Annotated in this window: 18 protein-coding genes, 1 tRNA gene and 1 pseudogene; 8 read left to right on the top strand and 12 right to left on the bottom strand. The window is 71.0% G+C overall.

The annotated features are described in order from the left end of the window. Nucleotides 1-70: 70 nt before the first annotated feature. A complete protein-coding gene (katG, locus tag AB5J56_RS07765; RefSeq protein WP_369231352.1) occupies nt 71-2,287 on the bottom strand; it encodes a catalase/peroxidase HPI in 2,217 nt (738 codons plus the stop codon). A gap of 34 nt (nt 2,288-2,321) precedes the next feature. Further along, the gene (locus AB5J56_RS07760; protein ID WP_369231351.1) at nt 2,322-2,759 is read right to left on the bottom strand and encodes a Fur family transcriptional regulator; all 438 of its coding nucleotides are present in this window, start codon (nt 2,757-2,759) and stop codon (nt 2,322-2,324) included. Between the two features lie 291 nt (nt 2,760-3,050). On the opposite strand from AB5J56_RS07760, the gene AB5J56_RS07755 reads away from it, so the two are divergent. Then, nucleotides 3,051-4,361 (top strand): YhgE/Pip domain-containing protein, encoded by a 1,311-nt coding sequence (locus AB5J56_RS07755; RefSeq protein WP_369231349.1) that lies wholly within the window; start codon nt 3,051-3,053, stop codon nt 4,359-4,361. Between the two features lie 4 nt (nt 4,362-4,365). Here AB5J56_RS07755 and AB5J56_RS07750 read toward each other — a convergent pair whose 3' ends face one another. Further along, nucleotides 4,366-5,799: a hypothetical protein gene (locus tag AB5J56_RS07750; protein ID WP_369231347.1), complete on the bottom strand. Its 1,434-nt coding sequence runs from the start codon at nt 5,797-5,799 to the stop codon at nt 4,366-4,368. Nucleotides 5,800-6,157: 358 nt separating this feature from the next. Between AB5J56_RS07750 and AB5J56_RS07745 the strand changes: the two genes are divergently transcribed. Both AB5J56_RS07745 and AB5J56_RS07740 read left to right on the top strand, forming a co-directional pair. After that, nucleotides 6,158-6,703, top strand: coding sequence for a helix-turn-helix domain-containing protein (locus AB5J56_RS07745; RefSeq protein WP_369231346.1), 546 nt, complete (start codon nt 6,158-6,160; stop codon nt 6,701-6,703). Nucleotides 6,704-6,748: 45 nt separating this feature from the next. Next, a pseudogene (locus tag AB5J56_RS07740) lies at nt 6,749-7,239 on the top strand (aminopeptidase P family protein); the annotation flags it as partial. Nucleotides 7,240-7,251: 12 nt separating this feature from the next. Here the strand turns inward: AB5J56_RS07740 and AB5J56_RS07735 are convergent. The 3 genes from AB5J56_RS07735 to AB5J56_RS07725 form a co-directional block, all read right to left on the bottom strand. After that, a complete protein-coding gene (locus AB5J56_RS07735; protein ID WP_369231344.1) occupies nt 7,252-7,905 on the bottom strand; it encodes an endonuclease in 654 nt (217 codons plus the stop codon). A gap of 54 nt (nt 7,906-7,959) precedes the next feature. Further along, on the bottom strand, nt 7,960-8,298 hold the full coding sequence (locus AB5J56_RS07730) for a DUF3140 domain-containing protein (RefSeq protein ID WP_369231342.1): 339 nt from the start codon (nt 8,296-8,298) through the stop codon (nt 7,960-7,962). A gap of 77 nt (nt 8,299-8,375) precedes the next feature. Beyond that, on the bottom strand, nt 8,376-8,858 hold the full coding sequence (locus AB5J56_RS07725; RefSeq protein WP_369242431.1) for a Dps family protein: 483 nt from the start codon (nt 8,856-8,858) through the stop codon (nt 8,376-8,378). A 288-nt stretch (nt 8,859-9,146) separates the two neighbouring features. On the opposite strand from AB5J56_RS07725, the gene AB5J56_RS07720 reads away from it, so the two are divergent. Together AB5J56_RS07720 and AB5J56_RS07715 are read left to right on the top strand one after the other, a co-directional pair. After that, nucleotides 9,147-9,920 carry a sulfite exporter TauE/SafE family protein gene (locus AB5J56_RS07720; protein WP_369231340.1) on the top strand — a complete coding sequence of 258 codons (774 nt, stop codon included), beginning with the start codon at nt 9,147-9,149 and terminating at the stop codon, nt 9,918-9,920. A gap of 21 nt (nt 9,921-9,941) precedes the next feature. Beyond that, entirely contained in the window at nt 9,942-10,688 is a 747-nt protein-coding gene (locus AB5J56_RS07715) for a cobalt-precorrin-6A reductase (RefSeq protein WP_369231338.1), read from the top strand. On the opposite strand, the gene AB5J56_RS07710 is transcribed toward AB5J56_RS07715, so the two are convergent. From AB5J56_RS07710 to AB5J56_RS07695, 4 genes are all read right to left on the bottom strand, one after another. Then, entirely contained in the window at nt 10,675-11,175 is a 501-nt protein-coding gene (locus AB5J56_RS07710) for a hypothetical protein (RefSeq protein WP_369231336.1), read from the bottom strand. The genes AB5J56_RS07715 and AB5J56_RS07710 overlap by 14 nt on opposite strands. 45 nt (nt 11,176-11,220) lie before the next feature. Continuing rightward, nucleotides 11,221-13,305 carry an MDR family MFS transporter gene (locus AB5J56_RS07705; protein ID WP_369231334.1) on the bottom strand — a complete coding sequence of 695 codons (2,085 nt, stop codon included), beginning with the start codon at nt 13,303-13,305 and terminating at the stop codon, nt 11,221-11,223. Between the two features lie 130 nt (nt 13,306-13,435). Then, nucleotides 13,436-14,206 carry a precorrin-6A synthase (deacetylating) gene (cobF, locus tag AB5J56_RS07700; protein ID WP_369231332.1) on the bottom strand — a complete coding sequence of 257 codons (771 nt, stop codon included), beginning with the start codon at nt 14,204-14,206 and terminating at the stop codon, nt 13,436-13,438. 111 nt (nt 14,207-14,317) lie between these two features. After that, nucleotides 14,318-14,878, bottom strand: coding sequence for a DUF309 domain-containing protein (locus AB5J56_RS07695; RefSeq protein ID WP_369231330.1), 561 nt, complete (start codon nt 14,876-14,878; stop codon nt 14,318-14,320). A 159-nt stretch (nt 14,879-15,037) separates the two neighbouring features. Between AB5J56_RS07695 and AB5J56_RS07690 the strand changes: the two genes are divergently transcribed. Next, nucleotides 15,038-15,111 (top strand) — tRNA-Pro (locus AB5J56_RS07690). A gap of 65 nt (nt 15,112-15,176) precedes the next feature. On the opposite strand, the gene AB5J56_RS07685 is transcribed toward AB5J56_RS07690, so the two are convergent. Next, nucleotides 15,177-15,914, bottom strand: coding sequence for a YoaK family protein (locus AB5J56_RS07685; protein ID WP_369231328.1), 738 nt, complete (start codon nt 15,912-15,914; stop codon nt 15,177-15,179). Then, nucleotides 15,895-16,119 carry a hypothetical protein gene (locus tag AB5J56_RS07680; RefSeq protein WP_369231326.1) on the bottom strand — a complete coding sequence of 75 codons (225 nt, stop codon included), beginning with the start codon at nt 16,117-16,119 and terminating at the stop codon, nt 15,895-15,897. Before AB5J56_RS07680 ends, AB5J56_RS07685 begins: the two co-directional genes overlap by 20 nt. Before the next feature lie 184 nt (nt 16,120-16,303). Here AB5J56_RS07680 and AB5J56_RS07675 point away from each other — a divergent pair, with 184 nt between their 5' ends. Next, complete coding sequence (locus tag AB5J56_RS07675) at nt 16,304-17,005, top strand: SDR family oxidoreductase (protein WP_369231324.1); 702 nt, start codon at nt 16,304-16,306, stop codon at nt 17,003-17,005. 127 nt (nt 17,006-17,132) lie between these two features. Further along, entirely contained in the window at nt 17,133-19,148 is a 2,016-nt protein-coding gene (locus AB5J56_RS07670; RefSeq protein WP_369242429.1) for an FAD-dependent oxidoreductase, read from the top strand. The last annotated feature ends 6 nt before the right edge of the window (nt 19,149-19,154 follow it).

Here is a 19,154-nt window from a genome sequence, read left to right as displayed (position 1 = left end):
TGTCCTCCGGGGCTGTGTCATGTCCAGGCAGTGCGGGCCGACCCGGTCGGCCCGCACTGCGGGAGCGGGATCAGACCAGGTCGAACCGGTCCAGGTTCGAGACCTTGACCCACGCCGCGACGAAGTCGTTCACGAACTTCTCCTTCGCGTCGTCGCTCGCGTAGACCTCGGCCAGCGCGCGCAGCTCGGAGTTGGAGCCGAAGACGAGGTCGGCACGGGTGCCGGTCCACTTGACCTCGCCGGTGGCGGCGTCGCGGCCCTCGAAGGTGTTCTGGTCCTCCGAGGTCGACTTCCAGGCCGTGCCCATGTCGAGCAGGTTGACGAAGAAGTCGTTGGTCAGCTTGCCCGGCGTGGTGGTGAGGACGCCGTGCGACGAGCCGCCCTGGTTGGCGCCCAGGACGCGCAGACCGCCGACGAGGACGGTCAGCTCGGGGGCGCTCAGGGTGAGCAGGTTGGCGCGGTCGAGCAGCAGGTACTCGGCCGGCAGGCGGTTGCCCTTGCCGGTGTAGTTGCGGAAGCCGTCCGAGGTCGGCTCCAGCGCGGCGAAGGACTCCACGTCGGTGTGCTCTTCGGTCGCGTCCACACGGCCCGGCGTGAAGGGCACCTCCACGTCGAAACCGGCGTCCTTGGCGGCCTTCTCGACGCCGGCGGCACCGCCGAGGACGATCAGGTCGGCCAGGGAGACCTTCTTGGCGCCGGAGTTGAAGCCGGCCTGGACGCCCTCGAGGACGCGCAGGACCTGCGCGAGCTCGTCCGGGTTGTTGACCTCCCAGCCGCGCTGCGGCTCCAGGCGGATGCGGGCGCCGTTGGCGCCGCCGCGCTTGTCGCTGCCGCGGAACGTCGAGGCCGAGGCCCACGCGGTGGAGACGAGCTGCGAGACCGTCAGGCCCGAGTCGAGGAGCTTGGCCTTCAGGGCCGCGATGTCGGCGGCGTCGATGGCCTCGCCCTCGGCCTGCGGCAGCGGGTCCTGCCACAGCAGCGTCTCGTCCGGGACCTCCGGGCCGAGGTACAGGGACTTCGGGCCCATGTCACGGTGGGTCAGCTTGTACCAGGCGCGGGCGAAGGCGTCCGCGAACTCGGCCGGGTTCTCGTGGAAGCGCTTCGAGATCGGACCGTAGATCGGGTCGAAGCGCAGCGAGAGGTCGGTGGTGAGCATCGTCGGGAGCTTCTTCTTCGACGCGTCGTGCGCGTCGGGGATGATCGCCTCGGCGTCCTTGGCGACCCACTGGTTGGCGCCGGCGGGGCTCTGCGTCAGCTCCCACTCGTTGCCGAAGAGGATGCTGAAGAAGTCGTTGCTCCACTGGGTGGGCTTGGTGGTCCAGGTGACCTCCAGACCACTGGTGATGGCGTCACCGCCCTTGCCGGAGGCGTAGCTGGACTTCCAGCCCAGGCCCTGCTCCTCCATGCTGGCGGCCTCGGGGTCGTTGCCGACCGCGTCCGCCGGGCCGGCGCCGTGGGTCTTGCCGAAGGTGTGACCACCGGCGATCAGGGCGACGGTCTCCTCGTCGTTCATCGCCATGCGGCGGAACGTCTCGCGGATGTCGCGGGCCGCGGCCAGCGGGTCCGGGTTGCCGTTGGGGCCCTCCGGGTTGACGTAGATGAGGCCCATCTGGACGGCGCCGAGCGGGTTCTCCAGCTCACGGTCGCCGGTGTAGCGCTGGTCGTCGAGCCAGGTGGTCTCGGGACCCCAGTAGACGTCCTCGTCGGCCTCCCAGACGTCCGCGCGGCCGCCGCCGAAGCCGAAGGTCTCGAAGCCCATGGTCTCCAGGGCGACGTTGCCGGTGAGGATCAGGAGGTCGGCCCAGGAGATGGACTGGCCGTACTTCTTCTTCACCGGCCACAGCAGACGGCGGGCCTTGTCGAGGTTGCCGTTGTCGGGCCAGCTGTTCAGCGGCGCGAAGCGCTGCTGTCCGCGGCCACCGCCGCCGCGGCCGTCGCTGATGCGGTAGGTGCCGGCGCTGTGCCAGGCCATCCGGATCATCAGCGGGCCGTAGTTGCCGAAGTCGGCGGGCCACCAGTCCTGCGAGGTGGTCAGCACCTCGGCGATGTCCTGCTTCACGGCAGCCAGGTCGAGGGCCTGGAACGCCTCGGCGTAGTCGAACTCCGCACCGAGGGGGTTCGCCACGACGGGGTCCTTGGCGAGGATCTTCAGGTTCAGTCGCTCCGGCCACCACTGGCGGTTCCCGCCGCCCTGCGTCGGGTGCGGGGCACGGTCGTGCGCGACCGGGCAGCCTCCGGTGCCCTCGGCCTTGGGGTCGGTGACGATTGCATCGGGGTTCTCAGACATGGGAAATCCTTCCGGACCAGGCGGATCTTGGTGCTCAGGTACTGAGGGTGGTGGAACAGGTGGGGCACTGGCCCCAGTAGATGACCTCGGCCTCGTCGATCGAGAAGCCGTGGTCGTCCGAAGCGGTGAGGCAGGGGGCCACGTCGACCGCGCAGTCGACGTCGGCGACGACACCGCACGAGCGGCATATGACGTGGTGGTGGTTGTCGCCGACGCGTCCCTCGAAGCGGGCCGGGCTCCCGGCAGGCTCGATACGGCGTACGAGTCCGGCGGCGGTGAGGGCGTGCAGGGCCTCATACACGGCCTGAACGGATATATGGCCCACGCGGGCACGCACCCCGGACGCGATGGCGTCGACGCCGAGGTGATCACCGTCCCGGACGGTTTCGAGCAGCGCGACGCGGGCGGCCGTCACCCGCAGGCCGGCACCGCGCAGCTGTTCGGCGGTGGTCGGGATCTGGGATGCGGTCATGGCGCCAACCTATCCTCATAAACACGAACGATTCAAGAAAGCGAACCATCAAAGTTTTAGAATCTGTCTCGGCAAGGTTGTCCGGGCGGCACGGGCGGCACGGGCGGGCTCGGGAGCGGCCCGGCGATGCGCCTTCCGGACACGTAGGACATCTGACGGCGTGTCCTGATCGTGTGGCCGGTCGTGGGGGCCGATCGCCGTATGTTCTGTGCGGGGACTCCGCCCGACTCGGAGGCCTCTCGGTCCACGTCCTGTCCGGCCCGCGACGCAGTACGGCCGCTCGGAGGAACCATGACGCAGACGTCCGATCCCGCTCCGCCGAACCCGCCGCCCGCGTTCCGCCAGGTGATGGCGGTGCTCAGGAACCCCCGGGTGTGGGCCACGCCCGCCGTCCTGCTCACCCTCCTGGCCCTGCTGCTGCCCCTCTTCTACATGGGAGGGGTCCTCAATCCGCGCGGAAGCCTCCACGAGATGCGGATCGGCCTGGTCAACAGCGATCGGGGTGCCACCGTGGGCGGCGAGCGGCAGAACTTCGGGCGGCAGATCGCCACCTCCATCAAGAAGGCGGGGGACCAGGGCGACAAGATCGACTGGCGTCCGTTCGACCGGGCTGAGGCGCAGCGCCAGCTGGAGTCCGGGAAGCTGTACGGCGCCCTGGTGATCCCGGAAGGGTTCACCGCGACGACGGCCCGGCTGGCCGATCCGCGCACCAAGAACCCCGCGCGCCCCACGATGACCGTCCTGACCAACCCCTCCATGGGAAGCCTGGGGTCCTCGCTGGCCCAGCAGACCTCGCAGAAAGCCGCTCAGCAGGCCTCCGTCGAGCTGGGCAAGTCCCTGACGAGCCAGTTGCGCGGCAGTGGTACGGCGATCTCGGGGCCGTTGCGGCTCGTCCTCGCCGACCCGGTCGCCGTCACCGTCCAGCAGGGGCACCCCATCGGTGACCACAGCGGTCTGGGGCTGTCCGCGCTGTACTACACGCTGCTGCTGATCCTCGCGGGATTTCTCGGTGCGAACATCATCAGCAACGGCGTGGACGTCGCCCTGGGCTACGTCGACAACGAGATCGGGCCCTGGATGGTCCGGCACCCCGTCGTGGTCATCAGCCGCACCCGCACCCTCGCCGTCAAGTGCGTCATGTCGGTGGTGCTGGCCGCCGTCACCTCATCGGTGATCATGGCGGCCACCGTCGGCATCCTCAACATGGACGCCGCTCACCTGCCCATGCTCTGGGTGTTCTCCTTCTGTGCGACCGCCGCCGTCGGACTCGGCGTCCAGGCCATCAACGCGGCCTTCGGCGGGATCGGGCAGCTGGTCAGCATGTTCGTCTTCATCGTCATGGGCATTCCGTCCTCCGGCGCGACCATTCCGCTGGTCGCGGTGCCGCCGTTCTTCCGCGCGCTGGCGATCTTCGAGCCGATGCGGCAGCTCACCGACGGCGTCCGCTCGATCCTCTACTTCGACGCACGCCTGGACGCCGGGCTCGGCCGCGCCTGGGTCATGACCGCCATCGGTATCGCCGTCGCCCTGCTCTTCGGCTTCGCGATGACCCGCTACTACGACCGCAAGGGTCATCGGCGCGTGGTCCCGGATCTCGCCTGACCGGCTAATCCGACGGGACGGCCTGGCGGTCGGCCCCAGCGCGCCGGTCCGCCTCCCGCAGCAGCTCGGGCAGTGTGCCGGGAAAGCCGCGGATCATGCGGCGTACCGTCTGCCACATGCCCGCGGGCGGGGGCTGCCGTTCGCACCACGCGGCCAGGTGCGCCCGGACCTGCTCGTGGGCGAGCGCGATGCCACTGTGCGGGGCCGTGTCCACCGTGTGCAGGGCGGACGTCTGGCCGAGCCAGCTGATGACGCTGCGCGCCTCGGTGCCGTACTCGACCACCTCCCACGCGCTGAGCAGACCGCGCTCGACCGCGTTCTCGACGTGGAACCAGAGCAGTTCGCCGGTCGTGCTCATCGGCAGCGCGCGGAGCACCCGTACGGCGTCCTCGGCCGTGGGGCCGAGCGGACCCGTGCCCAGGTCGGGGCGGACCGAACCGGTGGAGCGGCCGGGCAGCGGAGGCCCGCCCCTGGCCGCCCGGCGTGCCTCCTGCTCCCGCGACCAGGCGTCCACCTCCCCGGGCTGCGGCGGACGACCGTGCACCAGAAGGAACGCGGTGTCGGGCGGGCAGTCCGGGTGGTGGACGAGAGCGTGGACGGCGGGCGTCGGCAGGGGCAGGCGCAGTTGGTCTGCACGGATCAACGCCCAGTCGGGGCGGAAGGGCTCGTCGAGCAGATGGCGGGCCTCGAAGGTGTCCTGGCAGACCCGCAGGCGGCTGAGCAGCGCGCCCGTGCCGAGGTGGCGCTCCTCGACCGACCTCAGCCACACCTCGGGGTCCGGCCCGATCAGAGCGTCGGCGATCTCGGCGGTGAGCCCCTCGGCGGGCCCGGTCGTAAGGACGCGGGCCAGCACCGCGCGGACCGCGTCCGTGCCGCCGTACTCCCGCACGGTGCGCCAGGCGAAGGCCAGGGCGGTCGGTTCGGGCCGGCCCAGCCGTCCGACGGGCGCCTCGCCGGGCGATGACCGGCGGGGCTGTTCGCTGCGCCGGTCCAGGAGGGCCGCCGCCGCGAGGTGCGGGTCGCCCTCGGTCAGGGCCCGGTGGTGGTGGTCGGCCCGGTAGCGGGGGCCGGTGGCCGTCCGCTCCGGGGCGCGCAGCCGCAGCCGGCGCTCCACGTCATAGGCGCGCAGGTGTACGGAGTTGAGCGCGTCGTCGATCGCCGGTTCGTCGAGCGCGACCAGGGAGCGCTGGAGGGCGGGGTCGGAGCTCCGGCCGGCCAGGGCGATCCGGGTGCGCCGGGTGCCCGCGGCGGCGACGGCGCTGGAGACGACCGGGGGCGGATTGAAGCCGAGCTGGAACAGGTCGGAATCCGCGCCCACCCACTCGTCCAGCGCGGCGAGCCGGACCTCGTCGGGCAGAAGCGCCGCGAGGCAGAGCATGTTGAAGCGCTCGGCGGCCTGCGCGGCGAAGTCGGTCCCGCGGTCGTCGGTCGTCGTCATGCCCGGCCCGCGGCGGGGCGTACGGGATCAACGCCGGTGAGGACGGTGCCCAGTTGGGCGGCCGCGATCCGCACGGTGCTCATGCGCTGACTGCTCCTGCTCCTGTGTACATGGGGGCCTCGGGGCTGCCGACGAAGCGTAGCGGCCCGGATTGGCGCCGCCCCTACGGGCGGAGCAGGAGCATGTGCCGTATCCCGAGTCGGAGCGCCCCGCCCTCCTGTTCAATGGTGCTGGACAGAGTCCGGCGATGAGGGGAGTCGCCCGTGTCTCCTGCGGTCGTGCCGCCCGTCGGTGCGCGCATCCGGCAGGCGCGCCTGGAGCGAGGGGTCAGCCTGCGCGGCCTCGCGGCGAGATCGGGGTGCCCGCGAGCCTGATCTCGCAGATCGAGACCGGCAAGAGCCAGCCGTCGGTCAGCACGCTGTACGCGATCACGACGGCCCTGCCCATCTCCGTCGAGTCGCTCTTCGAGGTGCAGGGCGCAACCGCACCGGCCCCGGCGGCCGTTGGGGCACCGGCCACCGTTCTGCACGCCCTCGCGGCCTTCGCCGCCGACCCGGGCCGCCGCATCGGACCGCTGGTCGGCGCCGAGCAGCGGGAGAGGCTGGAGCTGGACTCGGGCGTGGTGTGGGAGCGCCTCGGTCATGTCCCCGGCACGGACGTCGACTTCCTGCTCGTGACCTACCGGCCCGGCGGCGCCTCCTCCGGTTCCGGCGGCCTGATGCGGCACGCGGGCACCGAGTACGGCTACCTGACCTCCGGCGAACTGGTCCTCACCCTCGGCTTCGACGAGTACGCCATCCGCCCCGGCGACGCGGTCAGCTTCGAGTCGACGACCCCGCACCGCTACCGCAACGACGGCGCGGAGCCCGCCGTGGGTGTCTGGTTCGTGTTCAGTGCTACTTGACGCTCCCGCTCTGCGGTCGTTCACTCCGCAATGAGGGTGGTCCGCATGACGATCCGCACCTTCGGGCCGAACGCGGTCGACTGGGAAGAGCGCATCGACCTCGACCGGCTGCGGGGGGAACGCCTCGCCCGGCTGCACGAGGCGCTGAACCGCTCGGAGTTGGGCGCCGTGCTCAGCTTCGACTTCGGACAAGCAGATCCGCTTCGCGCTGCTCGTCCGCGGCGGCGAACCCGATCGTCCGGGACTTTGGCTCCGCCGCCCGCCATCACCAGCTCCACAATCCGTGGCTGGACTACAGCGACGGCAAGGAAGGCCCGCCGACCGGCGCCCGGGCAGGCATCTCGCCCCTCCGCGGCGCCTTCCATCCGGACGCGGGCATCGCCGAGGACGTCGCCGCCAAGATCGCCGCCGAGTAGCTGCGCGAACACGGCTTGGCGGGCGAGCCGTTGGGCGTCGACCTCGTGGAGATGCCGATTCTCATGGCGCTGCGCGCCCAGGGCATCGACGTCGTCGACGGACAGCAGGTCTTCCTCCAGACCCGCGCCGCGCTACGAGGAGGCGTCGTCGAGGATCTCCCGCGCCACCGTCTTGTCGAGTGCCGTCCGCACCAACGCCGCGGCGAGTACGGCCGGTTCGGTGTCACCGGCGATCTTCACCAGTCGGTCGGGGCTGTCCGGGAGACCCAACCGCCGCGCGCCCTCCAGGGTCTTGGCGTCGAAGCAGGGTGCCGTCTCCGGCCAGACGAGCTGGGCCTCGCGCAGGAAGATGTCCGCCCCGACGGGTCCGAGACCGGGCACTTCCTGGAGCAGCGTGCGCAGCCGGGACATGTCGCCGTCGGCCTCGTCCCGCATTCGGCGCAGATCGCCGTTCCAACGTTCCGTCAGAAGTTCTGCACCGTCACCGAGTTGGGTCGAGGTGCGCTCGTCGTAGCGGCGGTAGCCACCTCGGCCGAGGGCGTCCACCCGTTCCTGCCAGGTCGCGGCGGCCATCCTCCGGGGATCGCGCAGGCCCGCGTCGTACAGGGCCCGTGCCGCCGCGATCGCGGTCGAACTGCGGATGCGTGCGCTCAGCAGACACGCCAGTACGAGGGTGCGGTACAGCGGCTGCGGTGTGTTCCTCAGCCGGATACCGGCCTCCTCGGCATACGTGGTGCCGTACGCGGCGACGAGCCGCTCGATCACCTGCTGCTGTTCGGCGCCCATGGTGCACGTCTTTCGCTCGTCCCCGAGGGCGGATGCGGTGGCTCAACCGGTCTACTACTGGGGCGGTTTGAGGGGGTCGTGCCCCAGCGCCATCAGGTGGTGCCGACGGCGTGTGTCGTCGGCCGCGGGTTCGTTCTCCTCGTCGCGCTGCTCGGTGACGGTGTCGACGACCTCGTACATGGTGCGGATGTCGTCGTCGGTCAGGTCCGTGCGCCTCTTCTGGAGGATGGCGAGGACGTGCTGCCAGGTCGGCGAACCCGCCTGGTCGGGCAGCGGCTCCGTCTCCTCGGCGGCGTCGCTGACCCGCAGCCGGGCCGCGAGCTCCTGGGAGGTCATGTTCACCGCGTGGTGGAACTCCTCCCACAGCGCGTCGAGTTCAAGGGCGTCGGTCATCCTGTGCCCCTCTCATCTCGGTGCTCGTCGTGCTCGTCGTGCTCGTCCTGCTCGTCCTGCTTGTCGTGGTGTGCCGTTCAGCCGTGCACCGGCCGGTTCTCGGCCTGGAACATCCAGTACTGCTTCTCCAGTTCGGCCGTGATGCCGATCAGCAGGTCCTGGGAGACGAGATCGGACTCCTCGGTCGCCGCGATGCGTCCCCGCAGCCGCCGGATCGTCGCCTCCAGCGCCTCCACGAGCAGGCCCACGACCTCGGTGTCCTCCAGCCAGCCGTCCTTCGGGCCGGGCAGGGTGCCGCTGCGCGCGACGGTCTCGGCGCGGCCGTCGGGCGGCACACCGAGGGCCGCCGCACGCTCCGCCACCGTGTCGGCGTAGCTGCGGGCCGCGGTGACCACCTCATCGAGCTGGAGATGAATCGTGCGGAACCGGGGACCCACGATGTTCCAGTGGGCCTGCTTCCCGATGAGCGAGAGTCCGAGAAGATCCACGAGGGTGTCCTGAAGCGCGTCCCCGGTGACCTTTCGGGCGTGATCGGAGAGCGTGCTCTTCACCATCGCCATGCTGGCGTCCTCCTTGTGCCGTCCGTCGTCCTTGTGCTGCTTCCTGGCGTACGGAGCGGTGCGGTGCGCTTCTCGCATGGGGTTCCGCCCCGCACCCCCGAGCTCTGTCACGGATCGGGGTGCTGCCCCGAGCGGGCGGCGCACCGCGACCACTCCATGGGACGCGGGTGCCCAGGAGAGAAAGGGGAAAACCGGTGTACGCCACATGTGACCCCGCCGCCGCACAGGGGCCACCTGTCGAGACGCTCCTGACGCGGAGAGTTAGGTGCGCCTAGCATCGGTTCCCGCATGAACACGATGACGCTCTGGCACATATCTCCCTGGGAGTTCGCCGCTCTCGCCGCCGCGGCCCTGCTCGTCGGCTTCTCGAAGACCGCCGTGAGCGGGGCCAACACGGTCAGCCTCGCGATCTTCGCCGCCGTCCTGCCCGCCCGCGCCTCGACCGGCGTACTCCTGCCCGTCCTCATCGTCGGGGACGTGCTGGCCGTACTCACCTACCGGCGGCACGCCCACTGGCCGACGCTGTGGCGGCTGTTCCCGGCGGTCGCCGCGGGCGTCGTCCTCGGCACGCTGTTCCTCGTGTGGGCCGACGACGGGGCCGTACGGACCTCGATCGGCGCGATCCTGCTGCTGATGGCGGCGGTCACGGTGTGGCGTCGGCGAGCCGCGGTCCAGGACGCGGAACCCGACGCGGTGACGACCTCCACCGGCCGGATCAAGGCCCGTTCCTACGGCGTCCTCGGCGGCTTCACCACGATGGTCGCCAACGCGGGCGGCCCTGTGATGTCCCTGTACCTCCTGTCCGCGGGCTTCCGGAAGCTCGGCTTCCTGGGCACCTCGGCCTTCTTCTTCCTGATCGTCAACGTCTCCAAGGTGCCCTTCAGCGTCGGCCTCGGCCTGATCGACGGACACTCGCTGCTGCTGGACGCGGCACTCGCGCTGTTCGTGGTGCCGGGCGCGTTCCTCGGCAAGTGGGCGGTGACCCGGATCAACCAGCGGCTCTTCGAACAGCTGGTGATCGCCGCGACGGTGGTGGGAGGGGTGCAGCTCCTGCTGCGCTGACCCTCTCGTAGGCTCGACGCCATGTCCCCGCACGTCCTGGTCCTCGGCGGCACCACCGAGGCACGTGAACTCGCCACCGCGCTGGCGGCCCGCCCCGGCGTGCGGGTGACCTCGTCCCTGGCGGGCCGGGTGTCCCGCCCGGGCGCGCTGGCAGGGGACGTACGCATCGGCGGGTTCGGCGGGGCGGAGGGGCTGGCCGCCTGGCTGCGCGAGCACGAGGTGGACGCCGTCGTCGACGCCACGCATCCCTTCGCCGCGGGCATCACGGCCAACGCGGCGGCGGCCGCGGCGACGACCGGAGTCCCGGCCGTGGTCCTGCGCCGCCCGGGCTGGCGCCCGGGGCCCGGGGACCGCTGGCACATGGCGGACTCCCTCGCCGGAGCCGCCGCGCTGCTGCCCCCGCTGGGCCGCCGCGTCTTCCTGACCACCGGCCGGCTGGGCCTCGCGGCCTTCGCGGATCTGCCCGAACTCCACTTCCTCGTACGCTCCGTGGAGCCACCCGAGCCGCCGCTCCCCGCGCACACCGAGGTACTGCTCGCCCGCGGTCCGTTCACGGCGGACGACGAGACCGGGCTCCTGCGCGAGCACCGCATCGACGTCCTGGTCACCAAGGACAGCGGGGGAGTGGCGACCGCGCCGAAGCTGGCGGCCGCGCGGCAACTAGGGGTGCCCGTCGTGGTCGTACGACGCCCACCACTGCCGGAGGGCGTGACCGCGGTCCCCGACGTCCCGGGCGTACTGGACCGGCTGGGCCTCAGCAGCCCGTGACGGTCGCCCGGATCCGGTCGACGGCGCGCAGCACTTCGTCCCGGTTCTTGGCACTCTTGATCCAGGCGGGGAGGCGGGCGACATAGGTCATCTTGCGGCCGTGCTCGTACCAGGGATCCCGCTCGCGCAGCGAGGCCGCGACGAACTGCCGGAGCAGCTCCAGGTGTTCGAGGTTGTACGCCCACAACCAGCCGTGCCGGGTCTCTGTCTGGAGCCACAGCGGGAGACGGAAGTACGGGTCACGAGCGGGCGCGAGGGAGCCCCCCGAGAACGTGACCGACCGGTCGGCCCACGTCCTGGACAGCCCGCAGGCGCGGCAGGCGAGGCCCCGGGGGTCGAACATCCCGGGCCGCACGCCTGGTTCGGCGTCCGCTCGCGGCACGACATGAGCGATCCGCTCGCATCTCGGACAGCGCACCAGGACCGAGTCCACGAAGTGGTGCTTCGTACTGCGCGGGTCATGGAAACGGGTCGGCGCGGGTGACATGGACCGAGTATGCGGGCCGCGCCCCCGGTGCGGCGCGCGGGTTTCTCACTGGGCGGCGCTGGACGCCAGCGCCGGAGTGCGCTTCGGCAGCTCCTGGGCCAGGTCCTCTGCCAGGAGGCGTTTGGCCATGGTGTGGACCGCGGCGCGGAGGTCTTCGCCCGGCGGGCGGCCGAGGTCTTCCTCCACGCGCTGCGCCAGCCAGCTGCCCCAGGCGTTACCGATGATCTCCGCCTCGCGCTCGCCCGCCGGGGTGTGCGAGAAGAGCGTGCCTTCCCGGGTGAGGTAACCCTCGTCGACCATGCGGTCGAAGACGGGCACCAGGACCTCGGACGGCAGGTGGTGGCTGGCGGCGATCAGCCCGAGGTTGGCATGCCCGACCAGCTTCGTGAACATGTGCACATGCATCACGGCCCACGCGCCCGCCACGTCGAGCCGGGTGTCCGACTCGGTGACGATACGGCGCGTGGTGTCCAGTTCCGTAGTGCCGATGATCTTCCCGACGGAGGCCTCCAGCACCCGCCGCGAATCGGCGCCGGACGGGGACGCGAAGCCCTCGCCCATGTCCGTCGAGCCCATCCGGGCGCTGTCGCGCAGCTGCACCTGCTTGAGGAAGAGCGCGACGACGAAGCCGAGGAGGGCGACCGGGACGGTCCAGAGGAAGACGGTCTGGAGCGTGTCGGCGTACGCCTTGATGAGGGGTGCGGCCGCCGCCGACGGCAGGTCGTGCAGCCCCTCGGGGCTCTGCGAGGCCTTGGCGATGGTGACGGGATCCGCCGCGCCGGTCGCCGCCGCGTCCTTGACCCCGTCGGTGAGGTTCGGCTTCAGCGTGTTGGTGTAGATCGTGCCGAACACGGCGGTGCCGAACGAACTGCCCAGCGTACGGAAGAAGGTGACGCCGGACGTCGCGGTGCCGAGGTCGGTGTAGTCGACGGTGTTCTGCACGGCGATCGTCAGCACCTGCATGCACAGGCCGATGCCGGTGCCGAGGACGAACATGTACAGCGACGCCAGCCACGCGCTGGTGTCCGGGTCCATCAGCGAGAGCAGATACAGCCCGACCGCCATCACCAGCGAGCCGACGATGGGGAAGAAGCGGTACTGCCCGGTCTTGCTGATCACGTTGCCGCTGAAGATGGACGCGATGAGCAGGCCGATGACCATCGGCAGCGTGCGCACGCCGGAGACCGTGGCCGAGTCCCCGTCGACGTACTGCAGATACGTCGGCAGGAACGTCATCGCGCCGAGCATCGCGAAGCCCACGATGAAGCTGAGGATCGAGCACACGGTGAAGACGGGGTTCCCGAACAGGCGCATCGGCAGCATCGGTTCGGCGGCCCGCGTCTCGGCCCAGCAGAACAGACCGAGGGCGATCACTCCGCCCGCGAACAGGCCGATGATCGTGGCCGATCCCCACGCGTACTCGTTGCCGCCCCAACTCGTCGCCAGAATCAGGGAGCTCGCGCCGATCGCGACGAACGCGATGCCCAGGTAGTCGATGACGGGGCGGGACGCCGACTTCACCACGGGGATGGTGCGGGCAGCGGCGAAGACCACCACGATCGCGATGGGCACATTGACGTAGAAGGCCCAGCGCCAGGTCAGATGGTCGGTGAACAGACCGCCGAGGAGCGGCCCGATGACGGTAGCCACACCGAAGACCGCGCCGATCGCGCCCTGGTACTTGCCGCGCTCGCGCAGTGGGATGACGTCGGCGATGAGTGCCATCGCGGTGACCATCAGACCGCCCGCGCCGATGCCCTGCATCGCCCGCCAGGCGATCAGCAGCGACATGTTGGTGGCCAGGCCGCACAGGAACGAACCGGTGATGAAGATGATCGCCGACGCCTGGAAGACCACCTTGCGGCCGAACAGGTCGCCGAACTTGCCGACCAGCACCGTCGCGACGGTCTCGGCCAGCAGATACGACGTCACCACCCACGACATGTGGGAGGCCCCACCCAGGTCCGACACGATCGTCGGCAGCGCGGTGCCCACGATCGTCTGGTCCAGGGCCGCGAGGAGCATGCCCAGCATGATCGTCACGAAGACGACATTGCGGCGCCGCTTGTCCAGCACCGGTGGCGCCGCGGCCTCGGCGGCGGGCGGCGCGGATTCCTGGGTGGTCGTCACATCCGCCACTTTCACACTGGCGGGCGTGGCGCGCATGCGGAACGACCCGACCGGCGTACCCTCCCCAGCCCGTGCGGTGCCCGGCGTGCGGCGCCGGCCTCCGCGGCGCCGGCCTCCGCGGCGCCCGAGGTTACCCGCGCGGATTCCTGCGCAGCAGGTATGTGTCCATGATCCAGCCCTTGCGCTCCCGCGCCTCGGCGCGCAGCCGCTCGATGCGGGGGGCTGCCTCGGCCAGCGGGCCGGACGCCAGGATCTCGTCGGGCGTGCCTATGTAGGCGCCCCAGTAGATGTCGATGTCCTCGTCGGCGTACTGCCGGAAGGTCTGGTGGGCGTCCAGCATGACCACCACGTCGTCGACGCCTTCCGGGAAGCCCTCCGCGAGACGGCGGCCGGTGGTGATCTGGACCGGCCGCGCGACCCGGTTGAGCCCCGTGCGGTGCTTGGCGACGAGCGCCGAGACGCTGCTGATGCCTGGTACGACGTCGTACGCGAAGTCCACCGCGCCCCGGTCGAGGACCTCCTCCAGGATCCCGAGCGTGCTGTCGTACAGCGCGGGGTCGCCCCAGACCAGGAACGCGCCGCTCTCGTTCTCGGCCAGCTCTTCGGTGATGAGCCGCTCGAAGATGTCCGCGCGGGCGCTGCGCCAGTCCCCGACGGCCGGCGAGTACGCCGAGCCCCCGGCCGAGCGGTCGCGGTCCGGGTCGCGCGCCTCCACCAGCCGGTACGCCCCGTCCGGTATGTGCGCGTCGAGGATGTCACGCCGCAGCTGCACGAGGTCCGACTTCACCTCGCCCTTGTCCAGGATGAAGAACACGTCCGTGCTCTTCAGCGCCTTGACCGCCTGAAGGGTGAGCTGGTCGGGATCGCCCGCGCCAATACCGATGACATGAATCTTTCGCACGCCACGAGTCTGCCCCACGCCACTGACAACGGACGCACCGCACCCGGGGGATGGGGGGTGGTGCGGCCGACGCACTCGTGGTTTTCCGGTCTCCGTTACGCGCGCCCTCGCTCAGGCCGAGTCCCCGCCGGCCAGCCGGGGCGCCCAGGAGCGCGCGTCGACCGCCGACCCGTCGCGCTCCAGAACGTCCGCCAACTCCCTCGCCCACGCGCCCAGATGGGGCACATCGATGCCGTACGGGCGGTCCCGCCCCGCCGTCGCGCACCACTCCTCGGCGGCACCGGCCCCGCGCCGCAGCAGCCGGGCGCCGCCCGTGACATTGCCGCGTGCCGCGTGGGTGAGGCCCACCGCGAGTTGAGCCAGGCCCCGCCACAGGCCACGTTCCTCCTCGGGGCCCGACTTCCAGGCGTCCTCGAACACCTCGTGGGCGTGGAAGGGCTTGCCCGCCGCCAGCAGGGCCTGGGCCTCCTCGACGGTCGCCTCCGGTGCCCGGACGACGCCCTCCGGCTGCCGGTCGACGCCCTCGCTGCCGTACGGCAGTGGCCTGCCCAGTCCGTCCCGAGGCCGGGAGCTGCGGGCCCGGCCCTCCGCGTCGCGATCCCGCCCGGCGTCCGGCCCGGGTCCGGCTGCGGTGCCCTCGCCGCTGGTACCTCCCGTGCTGCTCACACTCATGCGGTGATTGTCGCGCGTTGTCCGGGAGGACGTCATGGCGCGTCGGAGTCGGAGTCGGGGACTGTGACGCGGACGGGGGCGAAAAGGGCGATGAGGGCAGCCTCCGGCGTGCGGTAGTGTTGTCCTGCGCGATCACGCGGATCACCGCGGGAAACGCACCGGGACGTGGCGCAGCTTGGTAGCGCACTTGACTGGGGGTCAAGGGGTCGCAGGTTCAAATCCTGTCGTCCCGACGGTGCGAAGGGTCTTCGCAGGCGAGAGCCTGTGAGGGCCCTTTTTCGCGTGCTCGTTTCCTGCTTCAGGACTGCGGTCGGGCCCAGGGGGCCTCGGCGGTCGAGAGGCGGTGGGTGGTCACGGAGATGACCGCGAGGAGCAGCAGAGCGAGGCCCAGGGTGATGACGAGATGGCCGTGCAGGACGAGTTGGGCGCCGACGAGGGCCCCGAGGAACATGGCCAGCACGGACAGGATCCGGCGGCCGGGCCGCGGGGCCGTGCCGCCGGCCGAGGTGGAGTCCGCGGCCAGCCCGGTCAGGGTCAGCGTCAGGACCGTCGTGGTGAGGTCCGGGACGCCCAGGCGCCGCGCGACGGCGTTCTGCAGGCCCATGCCGAGGCCCAGGAACACGATCAGGGTGTACTGGACGCCGGTGGTGACCCGGCCGTCCGTCACCGCGGCGACCACCACAGTGACGGCGGCCAGGACCGTCTGTACCGCCGTGGCCGTCCTCAACAGGTATCCGCGGTGCGCCGCGAACCGGGTGCCGAATCTGCCCCCTGCGAGAGCGCCGATCAGGAACGCGGCCATGGCGACCACGGAGGCGAGCGCGGACAGGTTGGCGGCGCCGGCGAGGGCGAAGCCCAGAAAGACCACGTTTCCGGTCATGTTGGCGACGAAGACATGGCCCAGGGCGAGATAGCTCACGGCGTCGACCAGGCCGGTGACCACCGTCAGGGTCAGCAGCAGCGGAGGCAGCGGACCGTGCCGGTCCTCGCCGGCCGGTACCAGGGTGCGGACCGCGTCATTCAGCAGCCGGTACAAACGACTTCCTTTCCACTGCGCCGTGTGGGCGGTGCAGCACGGCGCGGGTGAGCAGTCCGCTCGCCGGGCCGAGCGCGTTCGCGGTGAGGGCGACCCAGCTCATCGCGGCCATGGCCGCCGGGGGTGAACGACTTCGATTAGCGACTTCGATTTCCGTGGAGGGTATGCCGTCGGCGTACGGGAAGAGGTGCAGCTGCGCCGCCACGCTAGAACCGGCAGACGCTCACAGGTGTCCTGCCCGTGCACCGGTTCGGTGCTCGCAGCGCACTGACATGCCTTCTCCGACCGCTCCCCGTGCGACGGGCGCCGCCCGCGCGGGCTTGCCAGCCGAAACCGATCGGTTTACCGTAGTGGAAACCAATCGGTTTCCTACTGTTCTGGAGAGAGTCATGACGGCACTCAAGGGCGCCAGCGTCTTCGTCACCGGCGGCAGTCGCGGTATCGGCAAGGCTCTGGTGGAGGAGCTCTACGTGCGCGGCGCCGGCAAGGTCTACGCCACGGCCCGCGACCCGCGCACCGTGACGCATCCGGACGCCGTCCCGGTCGCGCTGGAGGTCACCGACCCCGCCTCCGTGGCAGCGGCGGCCGCCCTGGCCGAGGACGTCACCGTGCTGATCAACAACGCCGGTGCCGCGGTCGGCGCGTCCTTCCTCGACTCCCCGGTCGACGACGTACGCCGTGAGTTCGAGACCAATTTCTACGGGCCGCTGCTGCTCACCCGTGCCTTCGCGCCGATCATCGAGCGGGGCGGCGGCGGCCACATTCTCAACGTCCACTCCGTGCTGTCCTGGCTGGCCCTCGGCGGGTCCTACAGCGCCTCCAAGGCCGCACTGTGGTCGCAGAGCAACTCCCTGCGCCTGGAGTTGCAGCCGCGCGGCATCTCGGTCACCGGCCTGCATGTCGGGTACGTCGACACGGACCTGGCGGCGGGTGCCGAGGGGCCCAAGGCCGACCCCCGTGAGGTCGCCGCGCTCGCGCTCGACGGCATCGAGACGGGAGCGCACGAGGTGCTCGCCGACGACGTCTCGCGCCAGGTCAAGGCGGGGCTGGCCGGGGACCTGGCGGCGCTGTACCCCCAGCTCGCGCAGTAGGCCGAGCGCCCGCAGTGTCTCCGTGCGGCAGTGACTCGCTTCACTCCCCCCTCCTTGTGCAACTAGTTGCATAAGGAGGGAGTCGTCCTCTACAACAGAGGACATGACACCCCGCACGGAGGCCCCCTTGAGCCGTTACCCGCATCTGCTGAGCCCGCTCGACCTGGGCTTCACCACGCTGCCCAACCGCGTCCTCATGGGTTCCATGCACGTGGGTCTGGAGGAGGCCGAGCGCGGCTTCGAGCGCATGGCGGAGTTCTACGCCGCCCGGGCGCGCGGCGGTGTGGGGCTCATCGTCACCGGCGGCATCGCGCCCAACGACGCCGGGCGGCCGGTCGAGGGCGGGGCGAGGATGACGACCGAGGCGGAGGCCGCGGAGCACGCCGCCATCACCGCCGCGGTGCACGGCGCGGGCGGGAAGATCGCGATGCAGATCCTGCACTTCGGGCGGTACGCCTACCACCCCGACCTGGTCGCCCCGAGCGCCATGCAGGCCCCGATCAGCCCGTTCGTGCCCCGCGCGCTGACCGACGACGAGGTCGAGCAGACCATCGAGGACTACGCCCGCGCGGCCCGGCTCGCGAGGCAGGCCGGGTACGACGGTGTCGAGATCATGGGCTCCGAGGGCTACCTGATCAACGAGTTCATCGCCCGGCAGACCAACCAGCGCACCGACCGCTGGGGCGGCTCGTACGAGAACCGCATGCGCTTCCCCGTGGAGATCGTGCGGCGGGTGCGCGAGGCGGTCGGCGACGACTTCATCATCATCTACCGGCTCTCCATGCTGGACCTGGTCCCCGGCGGCTCCACGCTGGACGAGGTGATCACGCTCGCCAAGGCCGTGGAGGCCGCCGGGGCGACGATCATCAACACCGGCATCGGCTGGCACGAGGCACGCATCCCGACCATCGCGACCTCCGTGCCGCGTGGCGCGTACACCTGGGTGACCAAGAAGGTCATGGGCGCCGTGTCGATCCCGCTGGTGACGACCAACCGCATCAACACCCCCGAACTGGCAGAGGAGTTGCTCGCCGACGGGCACGCGGACATGGTGTCGATGGCCCGCCCGATGCTGGCCGACCCCGACTTCGTCGCCAAGGCAGCGGCCGGCCGCCCCGAGGCGATCAACACCTGCATCGGCTGCAACCAGGCCTGCCTCGACCACACCTTCAGCGGCAGGATCACCTCCTGCCTGGTCAACCCGCGCGCCTGCCACGAGACGGAACTCGTCCTGTCCCCGACCCGCCGGCGCAAGCGCGTCGCCGTGGTCGGCGCCGGCCCGGCGGGCCTGGCCTGTGCGGTCTCCGCGGCCGAACGGGGCCACGACGTCACGCTCTACGACGCGGCGGGCGAGATCGGCGGCCAGCTGAACGTGGCCCGCAAGGTGCCCGGCAAGCAGGAGTTCGACGAGACGATCCGCTACTTCCGCACGCAGCTCCAGGACCACGGCGTGGACGTACGGCTGAACACCCGTGTCGTCGCCGAGGACCTGGCAGGCTTCGACGAGGTCGTCGTCGCCACCGGCGTCAGCCCCCGCACCCCCGACATCCCGGGCGTCGACCACCCCAGCGTCGTCGGCTACCTCGACGTGCTGCGCGACGGCGCCCCGGTCGGCGACCGCGTGGCGATTCTCGGCGCCGGTGGCATCGGCTTCGACGTCGCCGAATATCTGACCGACGCCGGAGACAAGGCGAGCGAGGACCCGGCGACGTACTTCCGCTCCTGGGGCGTCGACATGGACTACCAGGGCGCCGGCGGCCTCGCTGCGCCCGAGCGCCCCGCCCCGCCGCGCACCGTCCACCTGCTCCAGCGCAAGGCCACCAAGGTCGGCGCCGGTCTGGGCAAGACCACCGGGTGGATCCACCGCACCGAGCTCAAGCACCGCGGCGTGACCATGGTCCCCGGCGTCCAGTACGACCTGATCGACGACGCCGGGCTGCACGTCACCGTCGAGGGGACCAGCCAGGTCCTGGAGGTCGACACGATCGTGTTGTGCACGGGCCAGGAGCCGCGCCGCGACCTGTACGAGGAGCTGAGCGCCGCGGGCCACAGCGTGCACCTGATCGGCGGTGCCGACGTGGCCGCCGAGCTGGACGCCAAGCGTGCCATCAAGCAGGGCACCGAGGTGGCCGCCGCTCTTTAGCCGGTG

This window comes from Streptomyces sp. R21, assembly GCF_041051975.1.
GTDB lineage: Bacteria > Actinomycetota > Actinomycetes > Streptomycetales > Streptomycetaceae > Streptomyces.
Note: the sequence above shows the minus strand (reverse complement) of the source record. Positions and strands in the feature narration are given on the sequence as shown.